A 17,912-nucleotide genomic window follows, 5' to 3' on the forward strand; every position below is an offset into this window, starting at 1 on the left:
GACGGGAACTGAGACGGAGCGGGGCCGACCCTCACGCCCTGGTGGTGTCGGTCCCTCATGCCATCATCCTCGCGTGTTGAAGATCCCCGGATATGAAGGCGGCCCCCTCGTCGAGGGCGGCGCCTACCTTGACGATCCGTTGTTCTGGCCCGTGCACCTCGGCACCTGTTTGCGTGGCGAGGACGCGCAACGAGCCGCGTTCGGAGCTGACTGGGACGCGGCCATGGAGCTCTACCGTGTGCTCTCCGCCGAGCAGGAGTGGCCGATGTTCAGCGTGCCCCTCCGCTCCGGCCACACCATCTACGTCGTCTACCGCAACTTCGACGGAGACCGAGGGGTGGACTACCTGATACATCACCCGACTTGGCCGGCAGCGGAAACCCTCGCTGTGGATGACGGTCACTTCATGGGTCCAGGCATGGCCTGGGCGGAGTTGCTGTCCGCTGCTCGACAGCCGTCAACAAAGGGCGTTGACGACCCAGACGCCCGTCTCTTGCTGCTCTTCCCCACACTTGGCGACGCGCGAATTCCCGACGACGCAACCGCCGCCCTCACCGCCGCGCTCAGCGCTCTCACCTTGATCGAAGAGCCCGCCGACGTGGCGAGCATGCTCCTTGAGAACCAGGGCCAATGGGCTCCTGCTCACTGGAGGCTGGCAGACGGCGTCTGCATCAACGACGGCGGTCATTCGTACCGAAACCCTGGCAACGCCTTCGCTCTGGCCGAGGGCCGCCTTCTGGAGATCAGTAACGTGCTGAACGGCGGAGAAGCGACGGGTCACCAGACATCTGGCTGAAGCTCTGAGCTTGGGAAGCTCGGGTTTCTTGGTGGCGGTTGCTGTGCTGACCTGCGATGGCGAAGCTCCGGCGCCCGGGATGGCCGATGACTTGATCCCCGGTGTTCCCCGGTGTTCCCCGCCCGATCTGGCACGGATCTGGCGGGGGGTAGCCATGCCAGGAGTGGGCGCAGGAGCCTGAACGGTGCTGCGGTCGTGATCCCTTAAGCGGGGACGAGCCACCGATTACTCCAGCTTCCGCGACGACAGCGACGGTCAACCTGGCGCCGATCCCCATCGGGGGCGTTCGCAGTGTTCGGCTACTTGGGTACCTCAGGTCCTGGCGGCAGTACATAATTCAGATGCAGGAACCCACTCCGGACATGGAAAATGAAATCAAATCTGCTCGATCTCTCCAGGATGTCGCCTTGTTCAGGATCCCGCCGCAGTTGCGCGCTGCCGCTCAATCCTTCGGGTTCGATGTAGCCACGTTGCCGTTTGCCCTTGGCATCATCAGTGAGGCCAGCGATTTTCCACTGCTCGGAAGCGATCATGATCATAAAGTCAAGGTCTACTTGGACACAAAGGACTGGATCGCTCTGGCCAGGGCCCGGCTCGGAAAGGCCGGTTCCGAGAAGGATCGACCGATCTACGAAGATCTGCGCGTGCGAGCCGCCGCTGGCGAGATACTGGTGCCTCTGACCAGCAGCCTCTACCAGGAGATCAGTAAGATTGGTCTTCTGCGGCAGCGTACTCATCTCGCCGAGGTCATTGCAGAGATCAGCGGTTTCGCCACTTTCACCAGCATGAAGAACGTGGTTTGTCATCAGATGCGTGCCGCACTGGCGTCACGTCAGGGCTTGCCACTGCCGGCGCCGCTGAAGACTCTTGGTATCGGGGTTTCATTCGCTCACGGTGATACCCGTCGGCTGACCATCCGCCGGACAGACGGCCAGGCCATAGATATCTCGCCTGAGTTGGTACACGAACTGACAACCTGCGGTCGAGCACTGACAGAGATGATGTTCCTCATTGGCCCTACACCTGAGGAGATCCCCCAGTTGCGGGCAGGTGGATACCGGCCCGAGCTTGTGCTCGCAAACCATGCCAAGCGCGTTGCCCACGAACAGCAGTTTGCTGACATGCTGGCTGCCGATCCCCGCATGCGGGCTAAACTGGAACGCATCGTCCAGGCCCGGCACATTGCGTGGGAACTCATAGATTTCATTGAGGTGATTGCCCCGGAGTACGGCATGACCTTGGAGACGTTCATTGCTCAAGGTGCGGACTGGATGGTCGCGTTCTTGGAGGACGTCCCGAGCGCCGCTGTCACCACCACCTTGATGGAACGCAACTTCCGTAATTCGTATAAGACCTGGACGGGTAACGACCTCTACGACGCCGATGCCATGGCGGTGGCGATTCCGTATTGCGACGTGGTGATGGCCGACAAGCACGTGACTGCTCAACTGGCCACCTCTGGCGCTGTCACTCGATGCGGCACTCTTCTGCTGTCCAAGCTTACCGACCTGCATCAGCGACTGCCCGCACTCATTGCGAATAAGCAGCCGCCACAATCCACCCGAAGCCAGCAAATCAGAGATGACGGTCAAGCGCCGGCGGCTAACGGCCCCTGACCAGGTCATACGGTCAGGGGCCGTTGCGCTGTTCGGCGCCCGTTCGCACCGTGGTTTCCCGTGAGTTCCCGCACCATCGGGCACGGCTGGGGCACGCGGTTCGTGGGTTGTCTCCTTGACTCACAGGTTCAAGTGTGCGAGCATTGTGGTTCGCCTACTTCGAGTATTTCCTTTGTAGGTTGAGCTGGTGCGCTGGGCCCTGCGAGCCCTCTTTTTTCTCAGCTCGACTACATCCCGTTTCCTCAAAGGGTGTAGTCTGTGCTGCTCGAAATCGCGATATTTGTGGGCTTTGTCGCCCGGCCTGTGGTCCGTCTCACGCTCGGTCTCGTTGCGCTCTGCCGGTGCGACAGCCGTGACGTGCCAGAGGTCGTGAAGGGCCTGGGTCTCCACAAGTAGATCAAGACTGAAGCTCCGGGCCGTTGGTTCGGGGCTTCAGCTGTTTTCGGACGGCGCACCATGCGGCGATCACAGGCTTGGTGAGCACCGAGGTCGGTGGAGCGGCTTTGGGGTGGCGCTGCTTTGGCGCGAGTGATCATGGCCCCGTAAGCTTCCGGCGCGTCGGGCAGTCTGTGGACCTGCCCGGTAAAGCACGACGGTGGGGCCATGATCTTCGAGGCTCGCGCCAAAGTGGCTCCGTAAAGCCGTGGAGCCGACCGCCCCAGCCACGACGTACCCCCTCTCTGACGGAAAGCGGCTGCATGCTGTGTGCGCGGCATGGGCGTCGGCCGGGCTGGAGCGGGGCGGAGACATGAGCGCAGGCCCGGCCGGGGGGCCGGGCCGCGCGCGGCGAGCGGAGCTCGCCGCCTTGAACCCGTGAAGAAGGTTGTAACTCAGTCGGATGCGTGGGGTTTGAAGTCCTGTGTGCAGGCGGGGAGTTCGGTGCTCTTGCGGTGTGCGAGCGGCAGGAAGATCACGGGTCGGATGGTCCAGTGATGCGGGTGCTGTCGTGGGTGACGGAGGCGGTGCAGGGCTCGCTGCCAGGAGAACGTGCCGTGTCGCGATGCGGCCTTGGTAAAGCCAGACCCATGCCTCGTCGGATGCCTCGGGGTCGAGTGCCGATGAGATCAAGTACGCCCACGACTGTGGAGACAATCCGTGCGACCAGCGTCGGCAAGCCAGCAGGCCGACGGTTGCTTACAGGCCGGTGACCGGCTGCCCGGTGAGTGCTTGGGCGATCTGCCAGAGCTGTCCACCGCGGGACGCTTTCACGAGAACGACATCGCCGGGGCGGAGGATGGAGGCCAGGTAGGCGGCGGCTGTGCCGTTGTCGCCGACCATCGCGATGTCCGGCACGCCTGCCGCGCCCGCCGCGAGGGCGAGTTGCTTGGCGAGTGTGTCGCCGACCGCCACGATGAGATCGACGCCGTTCTCCGCTGCCATGCGCCCAACCTGGCGGTGGGCTTCCACGGCTTCGTCGCCCAGCTCCAGCATCTCTCCGAGTACGGCGATCCTTCGGCCGCCTGCGGCCTCGGTCGTGTCGCCGTCTGCCTCGGGCATCAAGACTCTCCGTTGTTCAAGGGCGCGAAGGTGATCGCGCGGCCGGCGTAGGAAGGGGACAGGCGACTCAGGGGGACTCGATGGTGCGTCTGGCCCCAGGCCGATGGGTCCCGGATGAAGAGCGTCGGGTCGGGGCCGTCCTCGTAGCCGCGAAGGATGACGAGGTGGCCTCCCGAACGGCCGTCGTCGGGGAGTTGCTCGGTGACGGACACGATGACGGGTGCGACATCGAGGCGGGCGAGTAGATCTTCGACCGGTACGGGCTCCGCGGCCGACGGGACGCCGAGGTCGGTCGCCAGGCTCGCGATCCCCGCGTGGAGCGCCCCACGCGGGGTCAGAACCTCGTTCTTGACCGCGAGTTTCAGCAGTTCCGTGACCGTGGGTGCCTTGCGCCCGTAGGCGAGGAGGATCATTCTCAGCGACGCCAGGCCGCACGCCCGGTTGGACCATTCAAGCCTGTCCCCGAGTGCCCATCCTCCGTGCAGATCCCATTCCTCGGGGGCGATGAGCTGTCGGCACATGGGGACATCGTGGACGCGCGACACAGTGGGCGGGCTCCTACGGTGAGACGGCAGCCTCCCGAGTCAGAGTGCTGCTGGAGAACGCGGGAGTGGGCAGGGGAACATCGTATGGCGGTCGGGTCAACGCCTCGTGCAACATCGCCACTACGACATCCGTGTGCGTGAGTCCGACCATCGCGGCGCCCACCACGAAGTTGCTGTCACGGGACATGCCCGGCGTGCTGTTGACCTCCAGCACGTACGGCTGGTCGTCCTCGGTGAGGATGAAGTCGACGCGCGCCGATCCACGCAGCCCGAGCCCGTCCCACAGCGTCGTGGCGTACTCCGTGACCTTGGCCAGCACCTCGGGTGACAGCTCGGCTGCCCGTACGGCTACGGCGCCCCTGGACTCCACGTCGAGCTTCGTGTCGGCGTCGTAGAACTCCGCCTCGGTGGCTTCGGTGACCAGCGGGGGAAGTACGACGACCGCGCCTCCGGGTAGTTCCAGGAGTCCCACGGTTAGTGGTACGCCGGTCAGGTAGTCCTCGACCAGTACGGCGTCGCCTTCCTTGCTGGCAGCGTCCGCCAGCGCCCTGGGAAGGTCCGCCTGTTCGCGTACCAGGCTCATGCCCACACTGGAGCCGCCGAAGGGCGGTTTGACCATCGCGGCCCGCCCGTTCCAGTGCATCGGGCCTCCGGACCACACCCACCATCCCGGCGTGGGGACGCCGAGGCTCAACATCACCCGCTTGCAGAGGATCTTGTCGGCGGCCACCGCAGACGCTGCGACTCCGCTGCCGCAGTACGGCACGCGCAGGTAGTCGAGCAGCCCCTGCAGCCTCCCGTCCTCTCCGTACGGACCGTGAAGGTTCGAGAGGGCCACGTCATACCCTGCCAACTCCGTGATGAAGTCCGGCTCGCACGGGTTCACCACTTCCCAGCGGGCACCGATGTCGTCGAGGGCCTCGGACAGGGCGGTCACGGAACGCTGGTCCACGGGGCACTTCGAGTGGTAGAGCCGGTCCTCTGCTGATACCGGCCCGTAGACGAGGGCGACACCGAGCCCCTCTCGGTCGCGCTGCCAGTCGCGAAGGCTCTGGGCGGCCTCCCGCACCGCGAGAGCGGAGCTGGGGTTGAGGAACTGAGTCATGCGAGGACCCCTTCGAAGGTATTGGTGACCGGCCCGCCGACCCAGTGAGTCCGCCTCGGTCGGGCGGGATGTGGCCGGACCGTGAGCGGCTCTCCGGCGCGGTTGTGGACGGTGACGGCGCGCGGCGACACGAGGCCGCGCAGGGTGGCGATGACAACAGCCGCGACGGCTCCGCTCCCGCATGACAGGGTTTCCGCCTCGACGCCGCGCTCGTAGGTGCGGATCTTCAACGCCTGCCTGCCGGCGGCCTGTACGAAGTTGACGTTCGTGCCCAGCGGGGCCAGGTCCGCGTGGTGGCGGACGAGGCGTCCGACGAGTACCGCGTCGATGGCGTCCACGTCGTCCACGATGGCGACGACGTGGTCGGTGCCGGTGTGGGCGCTGTCGAACCAGGTCGGCTTGCCGTTGATGACGGTCTGAACTCGTCGGGGGTGGACCGCGCCGATTTCGGCCGTGACCCACACAGAGTCGTCGCTCACGATCGCCTCGTGCATCACCCCCGCCATGCGGAGGCTCATCTCGCGGAAGCCGTGGTCATGGTGGGCGGCCCAGGCGGTACACCTCAGGGCGTTACCGCACATCGTCGCGATCGAGCCGTCAGCGTTGAAGCAGCCGACTTCGAGGACGACCGGGCTGATGCTGATCAGGCTGCTGATGACGAGGCCGTCCGCGCCTACGCCGGTTCGTCTGGCGCAGAGGCGCTCGGCCTCCTTTGGCCAGTCCTTCTCGCCGTCCGGCACGGGGTCGGATAACAGGACGAAGTCGTTCCCCGCTCCGTGGATCTTGCGGAAGCGCATGGCAAAGCTCCTCGCTGGCGTGAGGTGACAGTTCTCGTGATGGCTGAATGGAGCTTCGGGTCAGAGGAGTTCGACGGGCCGATACGTCGTCGCCGACTCCTTCATGACCCACGGGGAGTGCCCGTCGAAGATCAGAACCCGGCGCCCCGCGGTGCCGGCGGACCTCATGTCGCGAACCCGCAGGTACAACCCGTCGATGAACACGAAATCGCCTATGCGGACATCGCTTGGTTGCCTGTAACCGGGGATGGTGCCGAGGGGAGGCATGGACGTTGGTTCGGTGGTGCGGCGCTCGTACATTCAGCCTCTCCAGATGGTCAGGAGGATCGAACCGCCGAGTGCCAAGAGGCTTGCCACATAGCAGAGTTGTTGGTTTCGCGGGCTCACGGGGCGCCGACCAGGTGGCCGTGAAGGCGGTCGCGGACTGACGGGATACCGATCTCCCTGAGGGGCATCCAGGCCGCTGCGCCGGCTTCGATCACCATGGGAGTGATGGCGCCGGAGTGGGCGCGGAAGAGGCATCTGAAGCCGATCCGGAGGCGGGGGCCGTACCTGTGTCGGCCCGCTCTGGTCACGTCGATCAGGAAGGGGCCATCGCTGTCGGGTTCCGTCCACACGTCCCGGATGCCTACCGCCTCGGCCAGCAGACGCAGGGCCGCTCCTCCGAGCGAGTCGTCCTGTTCCTCCGGCTCTGCTTCGGCTAGGGCGAAGGCTTCTCCATGCCACAGGGACAGGACGCGATGGTGTTCGTCGACGATGACCGCGCCCGTCGTCACGAGGGGGCAGCGCCGGCTGTGGGTGCAGGTCCCGCGCTGTGCGTGGTCGCGGGCGGCGTCGTACACCGGCATCAGCGCCATCTGCTCGTCAGGGTGCTCGTAGATGTAGTGGGACAGCTCCCGGACGATCTGGTCCTCCCGGATACTCACGGGGCACCGAGCCCGTGGCGCTGTGTGTAGATCCACAGGAGCCTTCGCGTGATGTCGGCGACATCACGGAGGTAGATGAAGACGCCGAACGACGGAGTCTCCGCGGTCGGGCGGTTCTGCAGGTCGATGAGCCGGTACCCCTTGCGGAACAGCTCCCGCACGTCCTCGTCCGCCCCCAGATCCTCGCCGAGTAGAAGGTTGAGGTGCCCGACGATCTCCGGCAGAGACGCGTCCATGTCCTTGCGGGTGGAGGTGGCCATCTGCATGGAGAGGGCTGCCTCGGTGCTCTCCGAAATCGTCTCGACGGCGACTGGGAGAACTTCGGTACCCTCGCTGTCGGTTGCTCTTGATGCCTTGCCACTACTTGCCACAGTGATCACCGTCTCGCCCCTTCAGTGCGCGTTTCCGGCCGTGCCGGTAACGCTAAGAAGGGCGACAGGAGGGGCTCTACGAGTGTGCCGGAACTTGCCCGGCATTCACCCCAGGGATTCGATGGTTGCCGTGATGAGTTCACGCGCCGCCGGGCCGTAGACGGCAAGTTCGGCCAGATCCGTGAACGTCTGGGCATACATGGCAAGTTCGTGCTTCTGCGTGACGGCGAGGTGAGCCGAAACGAGTTCGACGTGGACGGTGTGGTCGTCGTACAGGAAGAAGCCCTCGACGGGCCAGAGGCTGGAACGGTCAGCGTCTTCAGGGATGATGCCGATACTCACCGAGGGCAGCGCCATAACGCTGAGCAGATAGCCGAGTTGGCCGGCCATTACATCCGTCCCGCCTATGCGCTTCCGGAGTGCTCCCTCTTCCAGGAGGATCGCGAACGTGTGATTGCCGTACACGATCTGCTGCTTCTCCACACGCACCTTGACGGCCGCCGGCACGTCATCAATGAGGCCGCGGCGGTCGCGAATAGAGGTGAGCAGTGCGGTGATGTACGAGGCCGTCTGCACGGGGCCGGGAATGAGCCACGGCGAGTAGATGCGGAAGCGTTGGGTGCGTTCCCACAGGGGGAGGACGGACTCCTGGGCCTGCTTCAGACCGGTGCGCTCCATCCGGCGCCACTCGACGTACATGCCCTCGATGCCGCGGGCTGTCGAGACGAGATCCTCGGCCGCGCTCTCCGCACCGCAAGCAGCGGCCCACGCACGAAGGTCGCGCTCCGAGGGCGGACGCGTGCCGCTCTCGAAGCGCGAACACTTCGACTCATGCCAGCCGAGACTGTTGGCCAGCGCTCGCTTGGTGAGCCCGGCTTCGAGCCGGATTTCGCTCAGGCGTTTCCCCAGGGCCTTGCGGGCTTCCTGAACGCTCGAAGATGGCGATGTCATGTCGCTGCGATGATGCTGTTCGAGCTGTCAGGCCGGCTGGAACTCTGCGTGCGGTGTTGCCCGCGCCCACACGGCCTCGAAGGCCGACTCGCAGAGCTTTGCCACCTCGGGGTCCTCCGTGAGTTCCACCTCCATGTTCTCGCCTTCGCCATCGAAGTGGTTGACGAGAACGAGGCTGGAGTCGAAGAGCCAGAAGTCGTTGCCCGGAAACGCGAGGCCCGTTGCGTTTCGCCGGGAGAGCCAGCGCACGTCTTCGCCGGCGGCGATGTTCAGTCCATCCGTCACGTCGTACTCGAAGCGGATGTACTCGCTGACGGGAGTCGAGACGACTCGGGCCCGGCGGACCTCGACGCCTCGCGAGGTCGCCTCCGTGACGATGCTGTGCCAGTCGCCCCAGCGCTCGGCCGGGTCGAGTGTCAGGCCGGCCCTCCAGTCAATGAAGGCCGGGTCCGACTTCATGTAGGCGTCGCGCATCTCCAGATGGACGGCCGTCCTCTGGCAGTCGCGGAACAGCTCCTCAAACGTCGGGGTCCTCGTCAACCTTCTTCACCTCCAGGAAGAACTGCACCATGCGCCGGGGGATCTCCACCACCGACTCGTGGCCGGGGATGTCCATCTGCCCGAGGCGCTCGATGTCCTCCACCTTCAGCCCCTGCACGAGGTAGCTGTCCTTTTCCTCGTCGAGGTAGATGGTGGGGGAGCCGCCACTGGGACTCTCCGGGTCCTTACCGAGCTTACGCAGGGCCATGATGTCCTCCTCGGATGCCGGTAACGATCTCTGTGCCAGAGCTTGCCCGCGGCGATGCCGTGAAACGAGGAACTTGCCGAAACTTGCCAGGAGCGCGGAAGTTGACCTTACGCGGCCGGGGTCAGAGCGACGAAGAGCAGCCGCCCCGCCCTGCCCCGCGGGTAAGGTCCCTGGCATGTACCCGGTCACGCGTTCCGGCCCACGCATCGGCCTCCGCGAACTCACCATGGAGGACGTCGACGAGGTGCTCGCCGTCTACGGCAGCCCCGAGGCCACCGAGCACCTGTCGTTCGAGCCGCGCACCCGCGACCAGGTCGCCCAGATCGTGGCCCGGTCCATCGCGTCGGCCACCGAAGAACCCCGCACCGAGTACGCCCTCGCCGCCATCGAGCGGGACACCGGGCGACTGGTCGGGTTCGGGCGGATCGCCATGGACCCGCACCAGCAGCGCGCGGCCACCTTCGGCTTCGCGCTGCGCCCCGACGCCTGGGGCGTCGGCTACGGGCTCGAGACCGTGCGCCTCCTGCTCGGCCTCGGCTTCGACGACCTGGGCCTGCACCGCGTCTGGGGAGCGCGTTCCCCGCTCAACGAGGCATCGGCGAAGACCATGACGGCCGCGGGCATGGTCGAAGAGGGCACCATCCGTGAACACATCCTGAAGGCCGGCAAGTGGCGCGACTCGGTCGTGCACGCGATGCTCGACCGCGAATGGTGGCCGACCGCACCGGAGTAAGGGCACGGCCCACCACACGTTCGGAGAGGACGAGGACGGCGGCTAACGCTTGCGGCGCGTGGAGTGGTCGGGCTGTTGGACGGCGGTCGGGGCGGGGGTGGGCTTGGTGGTGACGGTCGTCGCTCGGCGGGTGCGGGCGGTGGCTGCGCGGGTACGGGCGTTCGCCTGGTTGGCGGTGTCGCTGCGGAGTCGCCAGATGAGGACTTGGGCGGGGTGGTCGGCACTGTCCAGTTCGCGTTGTCCAGCGGCAGCGGTGAGTGCGGGCCGGGGTGGAGTTCCGGCGGACTCGGCCTGGGCCAGGGCTGTGGCGAGGGCCGGCCAGGCGGGGTCGGTGAGGATGCGCTGGGCGTGCTCGGGTACGACCGCCTGGACGGCCGCGGCCAGGCGTCGGGTCTCGTCCGGTCCGGGAGTGCGTTCGGCCAGGTGGGCGAGCACAGGCTGGGCGGTGCGCTGGTAGGCGGCGTGCAGGTGGGTGAGGGATTGCCGTGTGGCGGCGGCCTGCTGCTCGTGTCCGCGTTGTTGGTGCCAGTGGTCCAGGGCGATCAGTACGTACACCGCCGTAGCCAGCAGGGCGGCCACGGCGGAGCCGTCCTCGCCGCCGCCGAGAGCGCGTATCAGCTCCTTGCCTGCCTGCCGCAGGGCGTGAGCGCTCTGGTGTTCGGCGCGGATCGCAGAGCGGTTCGCCCGGTCGAACGCGACCGCCGCTGCACGTAGTTCGGCTCGGGCGGCTTTCGGGGCGGTGGCGGCGGCGTTGTGGAGCAACTCGGCGAACGCTGCCGCTTGGGCCTGTGCCTGCCTGTCGAACGACTCGGGGTCCTGTTCGTCTTGCTGTTCGAGGAAGAAGGTGTAGGTGGTGCGCAGTTCTGTCTCCGCGCGCCTCCAGGCGTCGCTCTTGGCGTTCCGGCTGATGACACGGGCCGTGGCCGTGACCGTGGCTGCTGCGTCGGTGGTCGCCGGGGTGAAGCGTTCGCGCAGCCGGGTGAGTGACAGGTCGGGGGCGAGGCTGGAGCCGCCGTAGAAGACCGGTTTGCCCGTGGCGTCGGTGTCGCCGGGGGCGGCGAGGCTGTAGCCGGTGGTCTCGCCGGTCTGCGGACCGAGTCGTGTGTGGACCTTGATGCCCAGGGCGGTGAGTACGGCGAAGTACTCGTGTTCGTCGCGCGCTGCTGCTGCGGCGGCGTACGCGTGCTCGCGCAGCCATTGCCGCGTGGTCGTCTTGCGGCCCTGGCGCTCGGCCTTGGCCACTTCGGCCCCTGTGGGTGTCTTCGGGGCGGTGCCGTCGCCGGACTTCAGGCGCCGAAGCCCGAGTTCGATCTCGATCTTGCGGCACTCGGCCTGGGCGCGCTGGCCGTCGCGCTTGTTGCGCGGGCGGCGGCCGTCCTCGCGCACGCTGGTGGCCATGATGTGGATGTGGTCCTCGGCGTGCCGTACAGCGATCCACCGGCAGCCCGCGTCGTCGCCGTGCGGGGCGATGCCGGTGGCGTGGACGACGCGGCGGGCGACCTCGGCCCATTCGGCGTCGGTGAGGTAGCGGTCGCCGGGGGCTGTGCGGACAGGGCAGTGCCATACGTGCTGGGGCACCTTCTTCCCAGTGCGCTGCCTGCGGAGCTCGACCGGCTGGTCGAGGTAGCGCGCGAGTTCGGAGAGCGCGGCTTGGTGCTCTTCGAGGGGGACGCGTCCGGGGTCGGTGATCCCGGGCAGGGCGAAGGCGGCGACGATGTGCGGGTCGGTGTGCTCGTTACGGCGGCCCGGTCCGAAAAGGTAGGAGAGCAGGCCGCGCGTGCGGTCCCCGGTGGAGACGTCAGGCACCACGGCGACCACTACCCGCCAGGACCTGGTCCAGCGCGTGACGCGCCAGCCGCGCGGCCTCGTGCAGTTCGTCGAGGACCTGCTCGGCGCGGTCGGGCAGGTCGCCGCTGTGGATGGCGCGGACGATCTGGTTGAGGTTCGAGCCGATGCGGTGGAACTCCCGCAGCAGCCTGCCGAACAACACCATCAGCTCCTGGGTCGCCTGCGGCGAGGGCAGCGCCGGGACTGCGGCGGGACGCTGGTCGGGCAGGTAGGCGTGGGCGAATGTCAGCGCCGCGTCCATCAGGAAGGCCGAGCGGGACCGCTTCGCCTCGCGTGCGGCGCGATCGATGAAGTCGCGCTCCGCCGGTTCGGCCGAGCAGGTCAGTTGCACGTCACGCTTGATTCCGGAGCGCGGCCGGTACAGCACCTCGCTCAGCCGTCGGCGACGTGCGGAGCCCGGTGCGGTGTCGTCATGGGCGGGGGCGGGGACGTCGTACGCGGCGATGCCGCGGTGTACGAACGCGTCGGCGGTGATGGTTGGTGCGAAGCGCGCGGCATCGACGGCGGGCTCGCTCGGATCGGAGTGGTCGACGGCACGCTGGTCCTGGTGGAGGTCGCGCTCAGCCTCCACCACCCCGTGGTCCGTGCCCCGCTGGGCACGGGCCTGGTCCGCCTCCCCCGGGGCGGATCCGAGCGCGAAGTCCGCATCGCCACCGGCGATGTGGACTTCGCCCCAGCTCGCTCCGCTGTTGACGGAGGTGCGGTCCGTCGTGTTGTCGCGGTGCGGGGCTGCAGCCTGCCGTGTGCGTGCGGCGTGAGTGCGGTTGTTCTTACGGGAGAAGGGGTTGGGGCTCATTGCGGGTGGTGCTCCAGTGCTGGATCGCCGAGGGGTGCTGACAGGAGGTCAATGTGTTCGGGCTTGGCGATTTGGCCGTGCTGGGCTTCTCGGGTAGAGGCCGAGAAGGAGGGCACGGCCCGGAAGCGGTCAGCCTCCGGGCGATGGCCTTCGAGGCAGAGGCTCACTCGATGGGGTGTGGGCGTGCCTCTGCCTGCTGACGGGCCAGGGAGATGGCTTCCGGTCAGGCGGTCGGTGCCGGCCCCGAGTCCGGCTTCCTGAAGCGCCTTTTGGGCGTTGTCGCGGGTCAGCCCGGCGCCGTCGGGGTGTGCGGCGCTGATGACGTCGGCGAGCCGCGTGATGGAGGCGAGAGCGGGGCGCCCGACCGGCTGTATCCGGCTCCGAACTCGCCCGGAGACCCGCTCCGCGAGGGCGCCGGCCCTTCGGCCGAATAGCCGTCTGCCCGCAGTCCCCGGTGCTACGAACGCCGAGGGACGGACGTCGGGCCATTTCACCGCCCATCCCATGCACTCACCCAGCGGTTCGCGTTGCCCCGCGACCGCCGAAAGGCATCTCCTCATGTCTGCTTTGCTTGCCCGCTTCGCCGATCTGCTCGGCATCACTCAGCAGGAACTTCTCGACGCCGTGCAGGAGCACACCGCGTCTGAGCAGGGCTCCACCCGTGTCGCCCTCACAGTGGAGGAGGCGGCCCGGCGTCTCGGTGTCGGCCGCACCACGATGTACGCCCTCGTCTCCTCCGGTGAGGTGCAGTCCGTCCAGATCGGCCGACTGCGCCGTGTCCCCGTTCGAGCGCTCGACAGCTACCTCGCAGCCCATACGCAGGCGCCGGCGTCGACCGTCGCCCTCGCGGCCTGAGGGGGCTGGCATGGCAAGGTCCCGACAGCCCAACGGCGCTTCCTCGATCTACCTCGGCAAGGACGGCAAATGGCACGGCCGGGTGACGGTCGGCGTCCGTGATGACGGCAAGCCCGACCGCCGCCATATCGAGCGCAAAACCAAGGCCGAGGTGACCAAGGCCGTCCGCGAAATGGAGCGGGCCAGGGACGACAAGAAGCTCAGGAAGCCGGGGCAGAGCTGGACTCTCCAAGCCTGGCTTGAGCACTGGGTCGAGAACATCGCCAAGCCGTACGTCTCCGAGAACACGTACGACGGCTATGAGGTCGACGTCCGCGTCCACCTCGTCCCCGGCCTCGGCGCTCACAAGCTTGACCGTCTGGAGCCGGAGCACCTGGAGCGTTTCTATCGAAAGATGCAGGCCTCCGGGAGTTCCGCTGGCACCGCTCATCACGCGCACCGCACGATCCGGGTCGCCCTCGGTGAAGCGGTCCGACGCGGGCACGTCGTCAGCAACGCGGCCGAGATCGCCAAGGCTCCCCGGCTCGAAGAGGAGGACATCGAGCCGTACACGATCGAAGAGGTGCGGAGCCTCCTCGTCGAAGCGGCCAAGCTCCGCAACAGTGCGCGCTGGGTCGTCGCCCTGGCGCTCGGTCTCCGCCAGGGGGAGGCGCTCGGCCTGCACTGGGAAGACGTCGACCTGGACGCGGGGTACGTCCGCATCCGTAAAAACCGGCTGCGCCCGAAGTACGCCCACGGCTGCGAGGGCGAACCCTGCGGCCGTAAGGCGGGCTACTGCCCGAAGCGGCAGCAGACCCGCCGCGAGCACAAGTCCACCAAGTCGCGGGCGGGACGGCGCACCATCGGTCTGCCCGATCCGCTGATCAAGGTTCTCCGCCAGCATCAGGAGGTCCAGGAGCGGGAGCGCGCCGCCGCCGGCGCCGACTGGGAGGGCACGGGGTACGTGTTCGCCTCGCCGACCGGCAGGCCGCTGAGCCCCAACACCGACTTCCACGTCTGGAAGCGGCTGCTCCGGGACGCGGGCGTACGAGACGGCCGGCTGCACGACGCCCGCCACACCGCCGCGACCGTCCTCCTGATCCTCGGCGTCCCGGACGTCGTGGTCGACTCGATCATGGGATGGGAGCCTGGGGGAGCGGCCCGTATGCGCGCCCGCTACATGCACATCACCGGCCCGATGCTCCGCAAGGTCGCCCAGCAAATCGGAGACGCGATCTGGGAGCCGCCGAAGGCCGACTGAGACGGAAAGTCAGCGATACCCAACTGAGACGGAAAGTGAGACGGACAACGTCGAAGGGCCCCACCGCGAACGGTGGGGCCCTTCGACATCGTGCCCGGTGAGGCACTGGCGGAGGATACGAGATTCGAACTCGTGAGGGGTTGCCCCCAACACGCTTTCCAAGCGTGCGCCCTAGGCCTCTAGGCGAATCCTCCGCCGCAAACAATACAAGACGTTGAGGAGTGCTCGCGAACTCGTTCCCGCTGGCCGGCATCGGGTACTGTGGGCGCAGCCCCTCACGCGGCGCTATCTGACTGAACTCCCCCAGGGCCGGAAGGCAGCAAGGGTAGGTTGGCTCTGGCGGGTGCGTGGGGGGCGCTTGCGTTGCCGGGGGCGGCTCGGGCGGAGCCTGTTGTCAGTGGGCGCCTATAACCTCGTATGCGTGTCGTCTCTCGCGCTGTACCGCCGCTATCGCCCGGAGTCGTTCGCCGAGGTCATTGGGCAGGAGCATGTCACCGACCCGTTGCAGCAGGCGCTGCGGAACAACCGGGTCAATCACGCGTACCTGTTCAGCGGGCCGCGCGGATGCGGAAAGACGACCAGCGCCCGCATCCTGGCCCGGTGCCTGAACTGCGAGCAGGGGCCCACGCCGACCCCGTGCGGTGAGTGCCAGTCCTGCCGTGACCTGGCGCGCAACGGCCCGGGCTCCATCGACGTCATCGAGATCGACGCCGCTTCGCACGGTGGTGTGGACGACGCGCGTGAGCTGCGCGAGAAGGCCTTCTTCGGGCCGGCCGGCAGCCGGTACAAGATCTACATCATCGACGAGGCCCACATGGTCACGTCGGCCGGTTTCAACGCACTGCTGAAGGTCGTCGAGGAGCCGCCGGAGCACCTCAAGTTCATCTTCGCGACCACCGAGCCCGAAAAGGTCATCGGGACGATTCGGTCCAGGACGCACCACTATCCCTTCCGGCTCGTGCCCCCGGGGACGCTGCGCGACTACCTCGGCGAGGTCTGCGGGCGCGAGAACATCCCCGTCGAGGAGGGCGTGCTGCCCCTCGTGGTGCGCGCCGGTGCCGGTTCCGTGCGTGACTCCATGTCCGTCATGGACCAGCTGCTCGCCGGCGCGAAGGAGGAGGGTGTGACGTATGCCATGGCCACCTCCCTCCTCGGCTACACCGACGGCTCGCTCCTCGACTCCGTCGTCGAGGCCTTCGCCACCGGTGACGGCGCCGCCGCCTTCGAGGTCGTCGACCGCGTCATCGAGGGCGGCAACGACCCGCGCCGCTTCGTCGCCGACCTGCTGGAGCGGCTGCGGGACCTGGTGATCCTGGCCGCCGTGCCGGACGCCGCCGAGAAGGGCCTCATCGACGCCCCCGCCGACGTCATCGAGCGGATGCAGGCCCAGGCCGGCACCTTCGGCGCCGCCGAACTCAGCCGCGCCGCCGACCTCGTCAACGCGGGCCTGACCGAGATGCGCGGCGCCACCTCGCCCCGCCTCCAGCTCGAGCTCATCTGCGCACGCGTGCTGCTCCCCGCCGCCTACGGAGACGAGCGGTCGGTCATGGCCCGCCTCGACCGCATCGAGCGGGGCGTCAACTTCTCCGCGGGCGGCAGCATGCCCGCGGTGGGCTACGTCCCGGGGCCCGAGGCCCACGGGGCAGCGATGCCCGGCGACGCGCAGGTTCCGCCGGGGGGCGGAGCGGCTGCGGTCCGGGCCGCGGTACGGGCTTCGGGGGCACCCGGGGCCGGTGCGGTTGGCGGCGCGGGTTCGCCGGGTGCCGGCGCGCCCGGTGGAGCGCCGGTGCCACAGGGCGCGCAGGGCGCTCCCATGGGCCGGGGGCAGGGCGGGGGCTATGTCCAGGGCCAGGGGCAGGGGCAGGCGGTCGCGCCCGAGCCCCCCGCCCAGCAGCCCCCGACCGGCCACCAGCAGCAACCCCCGCAGCCACCCCCAGCCCCACCCGCCCCGGCACCCACACCCCCGGCACCCACACCCCCGGCTCCCGCGGCCCCCGCCCCGGGCGCCTGGCCCACCCCCATGGCAGCGGGCAGCGGCCGCCGCCCCGGAGGCTGGCCCACGGCCACCCCGGCAGGCGCCGGCGCGCAACCCCAGTCCCAGCCCGCACCGACCACACCCGCGCCCACACCTGCACCCCAGGCCGCGCCCCCCGCGGCCGCACCCACCTACGCCCCCCCGACCGGCGGCGTGGACCCCCGCATGATCTGGCCGAACATCCTGGAGGCGGTCAAGAACCGCCGCCGGTTCACCTGGATCCTGCTCAGCCAGAACGCCCAGGTAGTCGGCTTCGACGGCACGACCCTCCAGATCGGCTTCGTCAACGCCGGTGCCCGCGACAACTTCGCGAGCAGCGGCAGCGAGGACGTACTGCGGCAGGCGCTGGCAGAGCAGTTCAACGTCCAGTGGAAGATCGAGGCGGTCGTCGACCCGTCCGGCGGCGGCGCCCCGGCGCCCCCGACGACCGGTGGTGCCTCCGGCTTCGGAGGCGGTGGCGGCTACGGCGGTGGCGGTACCGGCGGAGGTGGCGGCTACGGCGGTGCTGGTGGCGGTACGGCCCCCCAGCGCCCGGCGCCCCCGCAACCCCCCGCCCCCACCCCGCCGCCTGCGGCATCCCCGGCGCCAAACACCACCCCCACCCCTGCTCCCCAGCCCTCCGCCCCGGAGCCGCCGCCCTATGTGGCCATCGAGGACGACGTCCCCGAGGACGACGACCCCGACCTCAACGAATCGGCCCTGTCCGGCCACGAGCTCATCGTGAGGGAACTGGGCGCGACGGTGGTGGAGGAGTTCTCGAACAACGAGTAGGAGACCGCGGCCCCGGGCCCAAGGCGCCCCGCCCGACCAACCCCCATCCCCGCCCGACCACCCCACCCCCGTCGCTGCGCCCACCCTCCCCCCCCCACCCCTCACCCCATCCCCACCACATTCCCGCCCACCCCTCCCCCAACCGAGTCGGTGGTGGGTGGGCGTAGGCCGGGGTCTGGGGGCGGAGCCCCCAGGGACGTTCACCCCCGCGCCGGGCCATGCTTCGGAGGAACCTACAAGCCACCGACCCCCACCCCTTCGGAACCCCGCACAAAAACCCCG

General features: G+C 68.2%; 18 protein-coding genes, 1 tRNA gene, 1 other RNA gene and 1 pseudogene. 7 read left to right on the forward strand and 14 right to left on the reverse strand.

Annotation, left to right across the window (positions count from 1 at the left end; translation table 11 throughout):
* Positions 1-73 precede the first annotated feature (73 nt).
* Both AQJ91_RS18325 and AQJ91_RS18330 read left to right on the forward strand, forming a co-directional pair.
* On the forward strand, positions 74-796 hold the full coding sequence (locus AQJ91_RS18325; protein WP_067022395.1) for a hypothetical protein: 723 nt from the start codon (positions 74-76) through the stop codon (positions 794-796).
* A 341-nt stretch (positions 797-1,137) separates the two neighbouring features.
* Positions 1,138-2,412 (forward strand): hypothetical protein, encoded by a 1,275-nt coding sequence (locus tag AQJ91_RS18330; RefSeq protein WP_159054602.1) that lies wholly within the window; start codon positions 1,138-1,140, stop codon positions 2,410-2,412.
* Positions 2,413-3,242: 830 nt separating this feature from the next.
* Here AQJ91_RS18330 and AQJ91_RS55665 read toward each other — a convergent pair.
* The 11 genes and pseudogenes from AQJ91_RS55665 to AQJ91_RS18380 form a co-directional block, all read right to left on the reverse strand.
* Positions 3,243-3,477: pseudogene (locus AQJ91_RS55665) on the reverse strand (hypothetical protein); the annotation flags it as partial.
* A 69-nt stretch (positions 3,478-3,546) separates the two neighbouring features.
* Positions 3,547-3,909, reverse strand: a complete 363-nt coding sequence (locus AQJ91_RS18335; RefSeq protein WP_199847958.1) for a glutamate ligase domain-containing protein — start codon at positions 3,907-3,909, stop codon at positions 3,547-3,549.
* Positions 3,909-4,430: a C39 family peptidase gene (locus AQJ91_RS18340; RefSeq protein WP_067022398.1), complete on the reverse strand. Its 522-nt coding sequence runs from the start codon at positions 4,428-4,430 to the stop codon at positions 3,909-3,911. The genes AQJ91_RS18335 and AQJ91_RS18340 overlap by 1 nt, the downstream gene beginning before the upstream one ends.
* A gap of 37 nt (positions 4,431-4,467) precedes the next feature.
* Complete coding sequence (locus AQJ91_RS18345) at positions 4,468-5,559, reverse strand: D-alanine--D-alanine ligase family protein (protein WP_067022400.1); 1,092 nt, start codon at positions 5,557-5,559, stop codon at positions 4,468-4,470.
* Entirely contained in the window at positions 5,556-6,356 is an 801-nt protein-coding gene (gene dapF, locus AQJ91_RS18350; RefSeq protein WP_067022402.1) for a diaminopimelate epimerase, read from the reverse strand. The genes AQJ91_RS18345 and dapF overlap by 4 nt, the downstream gene beginning before the upstream one ends.
* A gap of 60 nt (positions 6,357-6,416) precedes the next feature.
* Complete coding sequence (locus tag AQJ91_RS18355) at positions 6,417-6,656, reverse strand: hypothetical protein (protein WP_067022404.1); 240 nt, start codon at positions 6,654-6,656, stop codon at positions 6,417-6,419.
* An 83-nt stretch (positions 6,657-6,739) separates the two neighbouring features.
* Positions 6,740-7,282 carry an NUDIX hydrolase gene (locus AQJ91_RS18360; protein WP_067022406.1) on the reverse strand — a complete coding sequence of 181 codons (543 nt, stop codon included), beginning with the start codon at positions 7,280-7,282 and terminating at the stop codon, positions 6,740-6,742.
* Positions 7,279-7,662, reverse strand: a complete 384-nt coding sequence (locus AQJ91_RS18365; RefSeq protein WP_067022407.1) for a hypothetical protein — start codon at positions 7,660-7,662, stop codon at positions 7,279-7,281. Before AQJ91_RS18365 ends, AQJ91_RS18360 begins: the two co-directional genes overlap by 4 nt.
* A 96-nt stretch (positions 7,663-7,758) precedes the next feature.
* Positions 7,759-8,604, reverse strand: coding sequence for a helix-turn-helix domain-containing protein (locus AQJ91_RS18370; protein ID WP_067022409.1), 846 nt, complete (start codon positions 8,602-8,604; stop codon positions 7,759-7,761).
* 27 nt (positions 8,605-8,631) lie between these two features.
* The gene (locus AQJ91_RS18375; RefSeq protein WP_199847959.1) at positions 8,632-9,144 is read right to left on the reverse strand and encodes a DUF6879 family protein; all 513 of its coding nucleotides are present in this window, start codon (positions 9,142-9,144) and stop codon (positions 8,632-8,634) included.
* The gene (locus AQJ91_RS18380; protein WP_067022411.1) at positions 9,122-9,352 is read right to left on the reverse strand and encodes a hypothetical protein; all 231 of its coding nucleotides are present in this window, start codon (positions 9,350-9,352) and stop codon (positions 9,122-9,124) included. The genes AQJ91_RS18375 and AQJ91_RS18380 overlap by 23 nt, the downstream gene beginning before the upstream one ends.
* A 175-nt stretch (positions 9,353-9,527) precedes the next feature.
* Here AQJ91_RS18380 and AQJ91_RS18385 point away from each other — a divergent pair, with 175 nt between their 5' ends.
* On the forward strand, positions 9,528-10,085 hold the full coding sequence (locus AQJ91_RS18385; protein ID WP_067022413.1) for a GNAT family N-acetyltransferase: 558 nt from the start codon (positions 9,528-9,530) through the stop codon (positions 10,083-10,085).
* A gap of 42 nt (positions 10,086-10,127) precedes the next feature.
* Here AQJ91_RS18385 and AQJ91_RS18390 read toward each other — a convergent pair whose 3' ends face one another.
* Together AQJ91_RS18390 and AQJ91_RS18395 are read right to left on the reverse strand one after the other, a co-directional pair.
* On the reverse strand, positions 10,128-11,894 hold the full coding sequence (locus AQJ91_RS18390; RefSeq protein WP_067022619.1) for a relaxase/mobilization nuclease domain-containing protein: 1,767 nt from the start codon (positions 11,892-11,894) through the stop codon (positions 10,128-10,130).
* Positions 11,884-12,729, reverse strand: coding sequence for a type II toxin -antitoxin system TacA 1-like antitoxin (locus AQJ91_RS18395; RefSeq protein WP_067022416.1), 846 nt, complete (start codon positions 12,727-12,729; stop codon positions 11,884-11,886). Before AQJ91_RS18395 ends, AQJ91_RS18390 begins: the two co-directional genes overlap by 11 nt.
* Positions 12,730-13,287: 558 nt before the next feature.
* Between AQJ91_RS18395 and AQJ91_RS18400 the strand changes: the two genes are divergently transcribed.
* Together AQJ91_RS18400 and AQJ91_RS18405 are read left to right on the forward strand one after the other, a co-directional pair.
* Positions 13,288-13,584 carry a helix-turn-helix domain-containing protein gene (locus AQJ91_RS18400; protein WP_067022417.1) on the forward strand — a complete coding sequence of 99 codons (297 nt, stop codon included), beginning with the start codon at positions 13,288-13,290 and terminating at the stop codon, positions 13,582-13,584.
* 10 nt (positions 13,585-13,594) lie between these two features.
* A complete protein-coding gene (locus tag AQJ91_RS18405) occupies positions 13,595-14,824 on the forward strand; it encodes a tyrosine-type recombinase/integrase (protein WP_067022419.1) in 1,230 nt (409 codons plus the stop codon).
* A 106-nt stretch (positions 14,825-14,930) separates the two neighbouring features.
* On the opposite strand, the gene AQJ91_RS18410 is transcribed toward AQJ91_RS18405, so the two are convergent.
* Positions 14,931-15,018: transfer RNA gene (locus AQJ91_RS18410), tRNA-Ser, on the reverse strand.
* 72 nt (positions 15,019-15,090) lie between these two features.
* Here AQJ91_RS18410 and ffs point away from each other — a divergent pair.
* Both ffs and AQJ91_RS18420 read left to right on the forward strand, forming a co-directional pair.
* Positions 15,091-15,189: signal recognition particle sRNA small type (ffs, locus tag AQJ91_RS18415), an RNA gene on the forward strand.
* A 56-nt stretch (positions 15,190-15,245) separates the two neighbouring features.
* Positions 15,246-17,630: a DNA polymerase III subunit gamma and tau gene (locus tag AQJ91_RS18420; protein WP_067022421.1), complete on the forward strand. Its 2,385-nt coding sequence runs from the start codon at positions 15,246-15,248 to the stop codon at positions 17,628-17,630.
* Positions 17,631-17,912 lie beyond the last annotated feature (282 nt).

The sequence above is a fragment of the Streptomyces dysideae genome (assembly GCF_001514305.1).
GTDB classification, from domain to species: Bacteria; Actinomycetota; Actinomycetes; order Streptomycetales; family Streptomycetaceae; genus Streptomyces; species Streptomyces dysideae.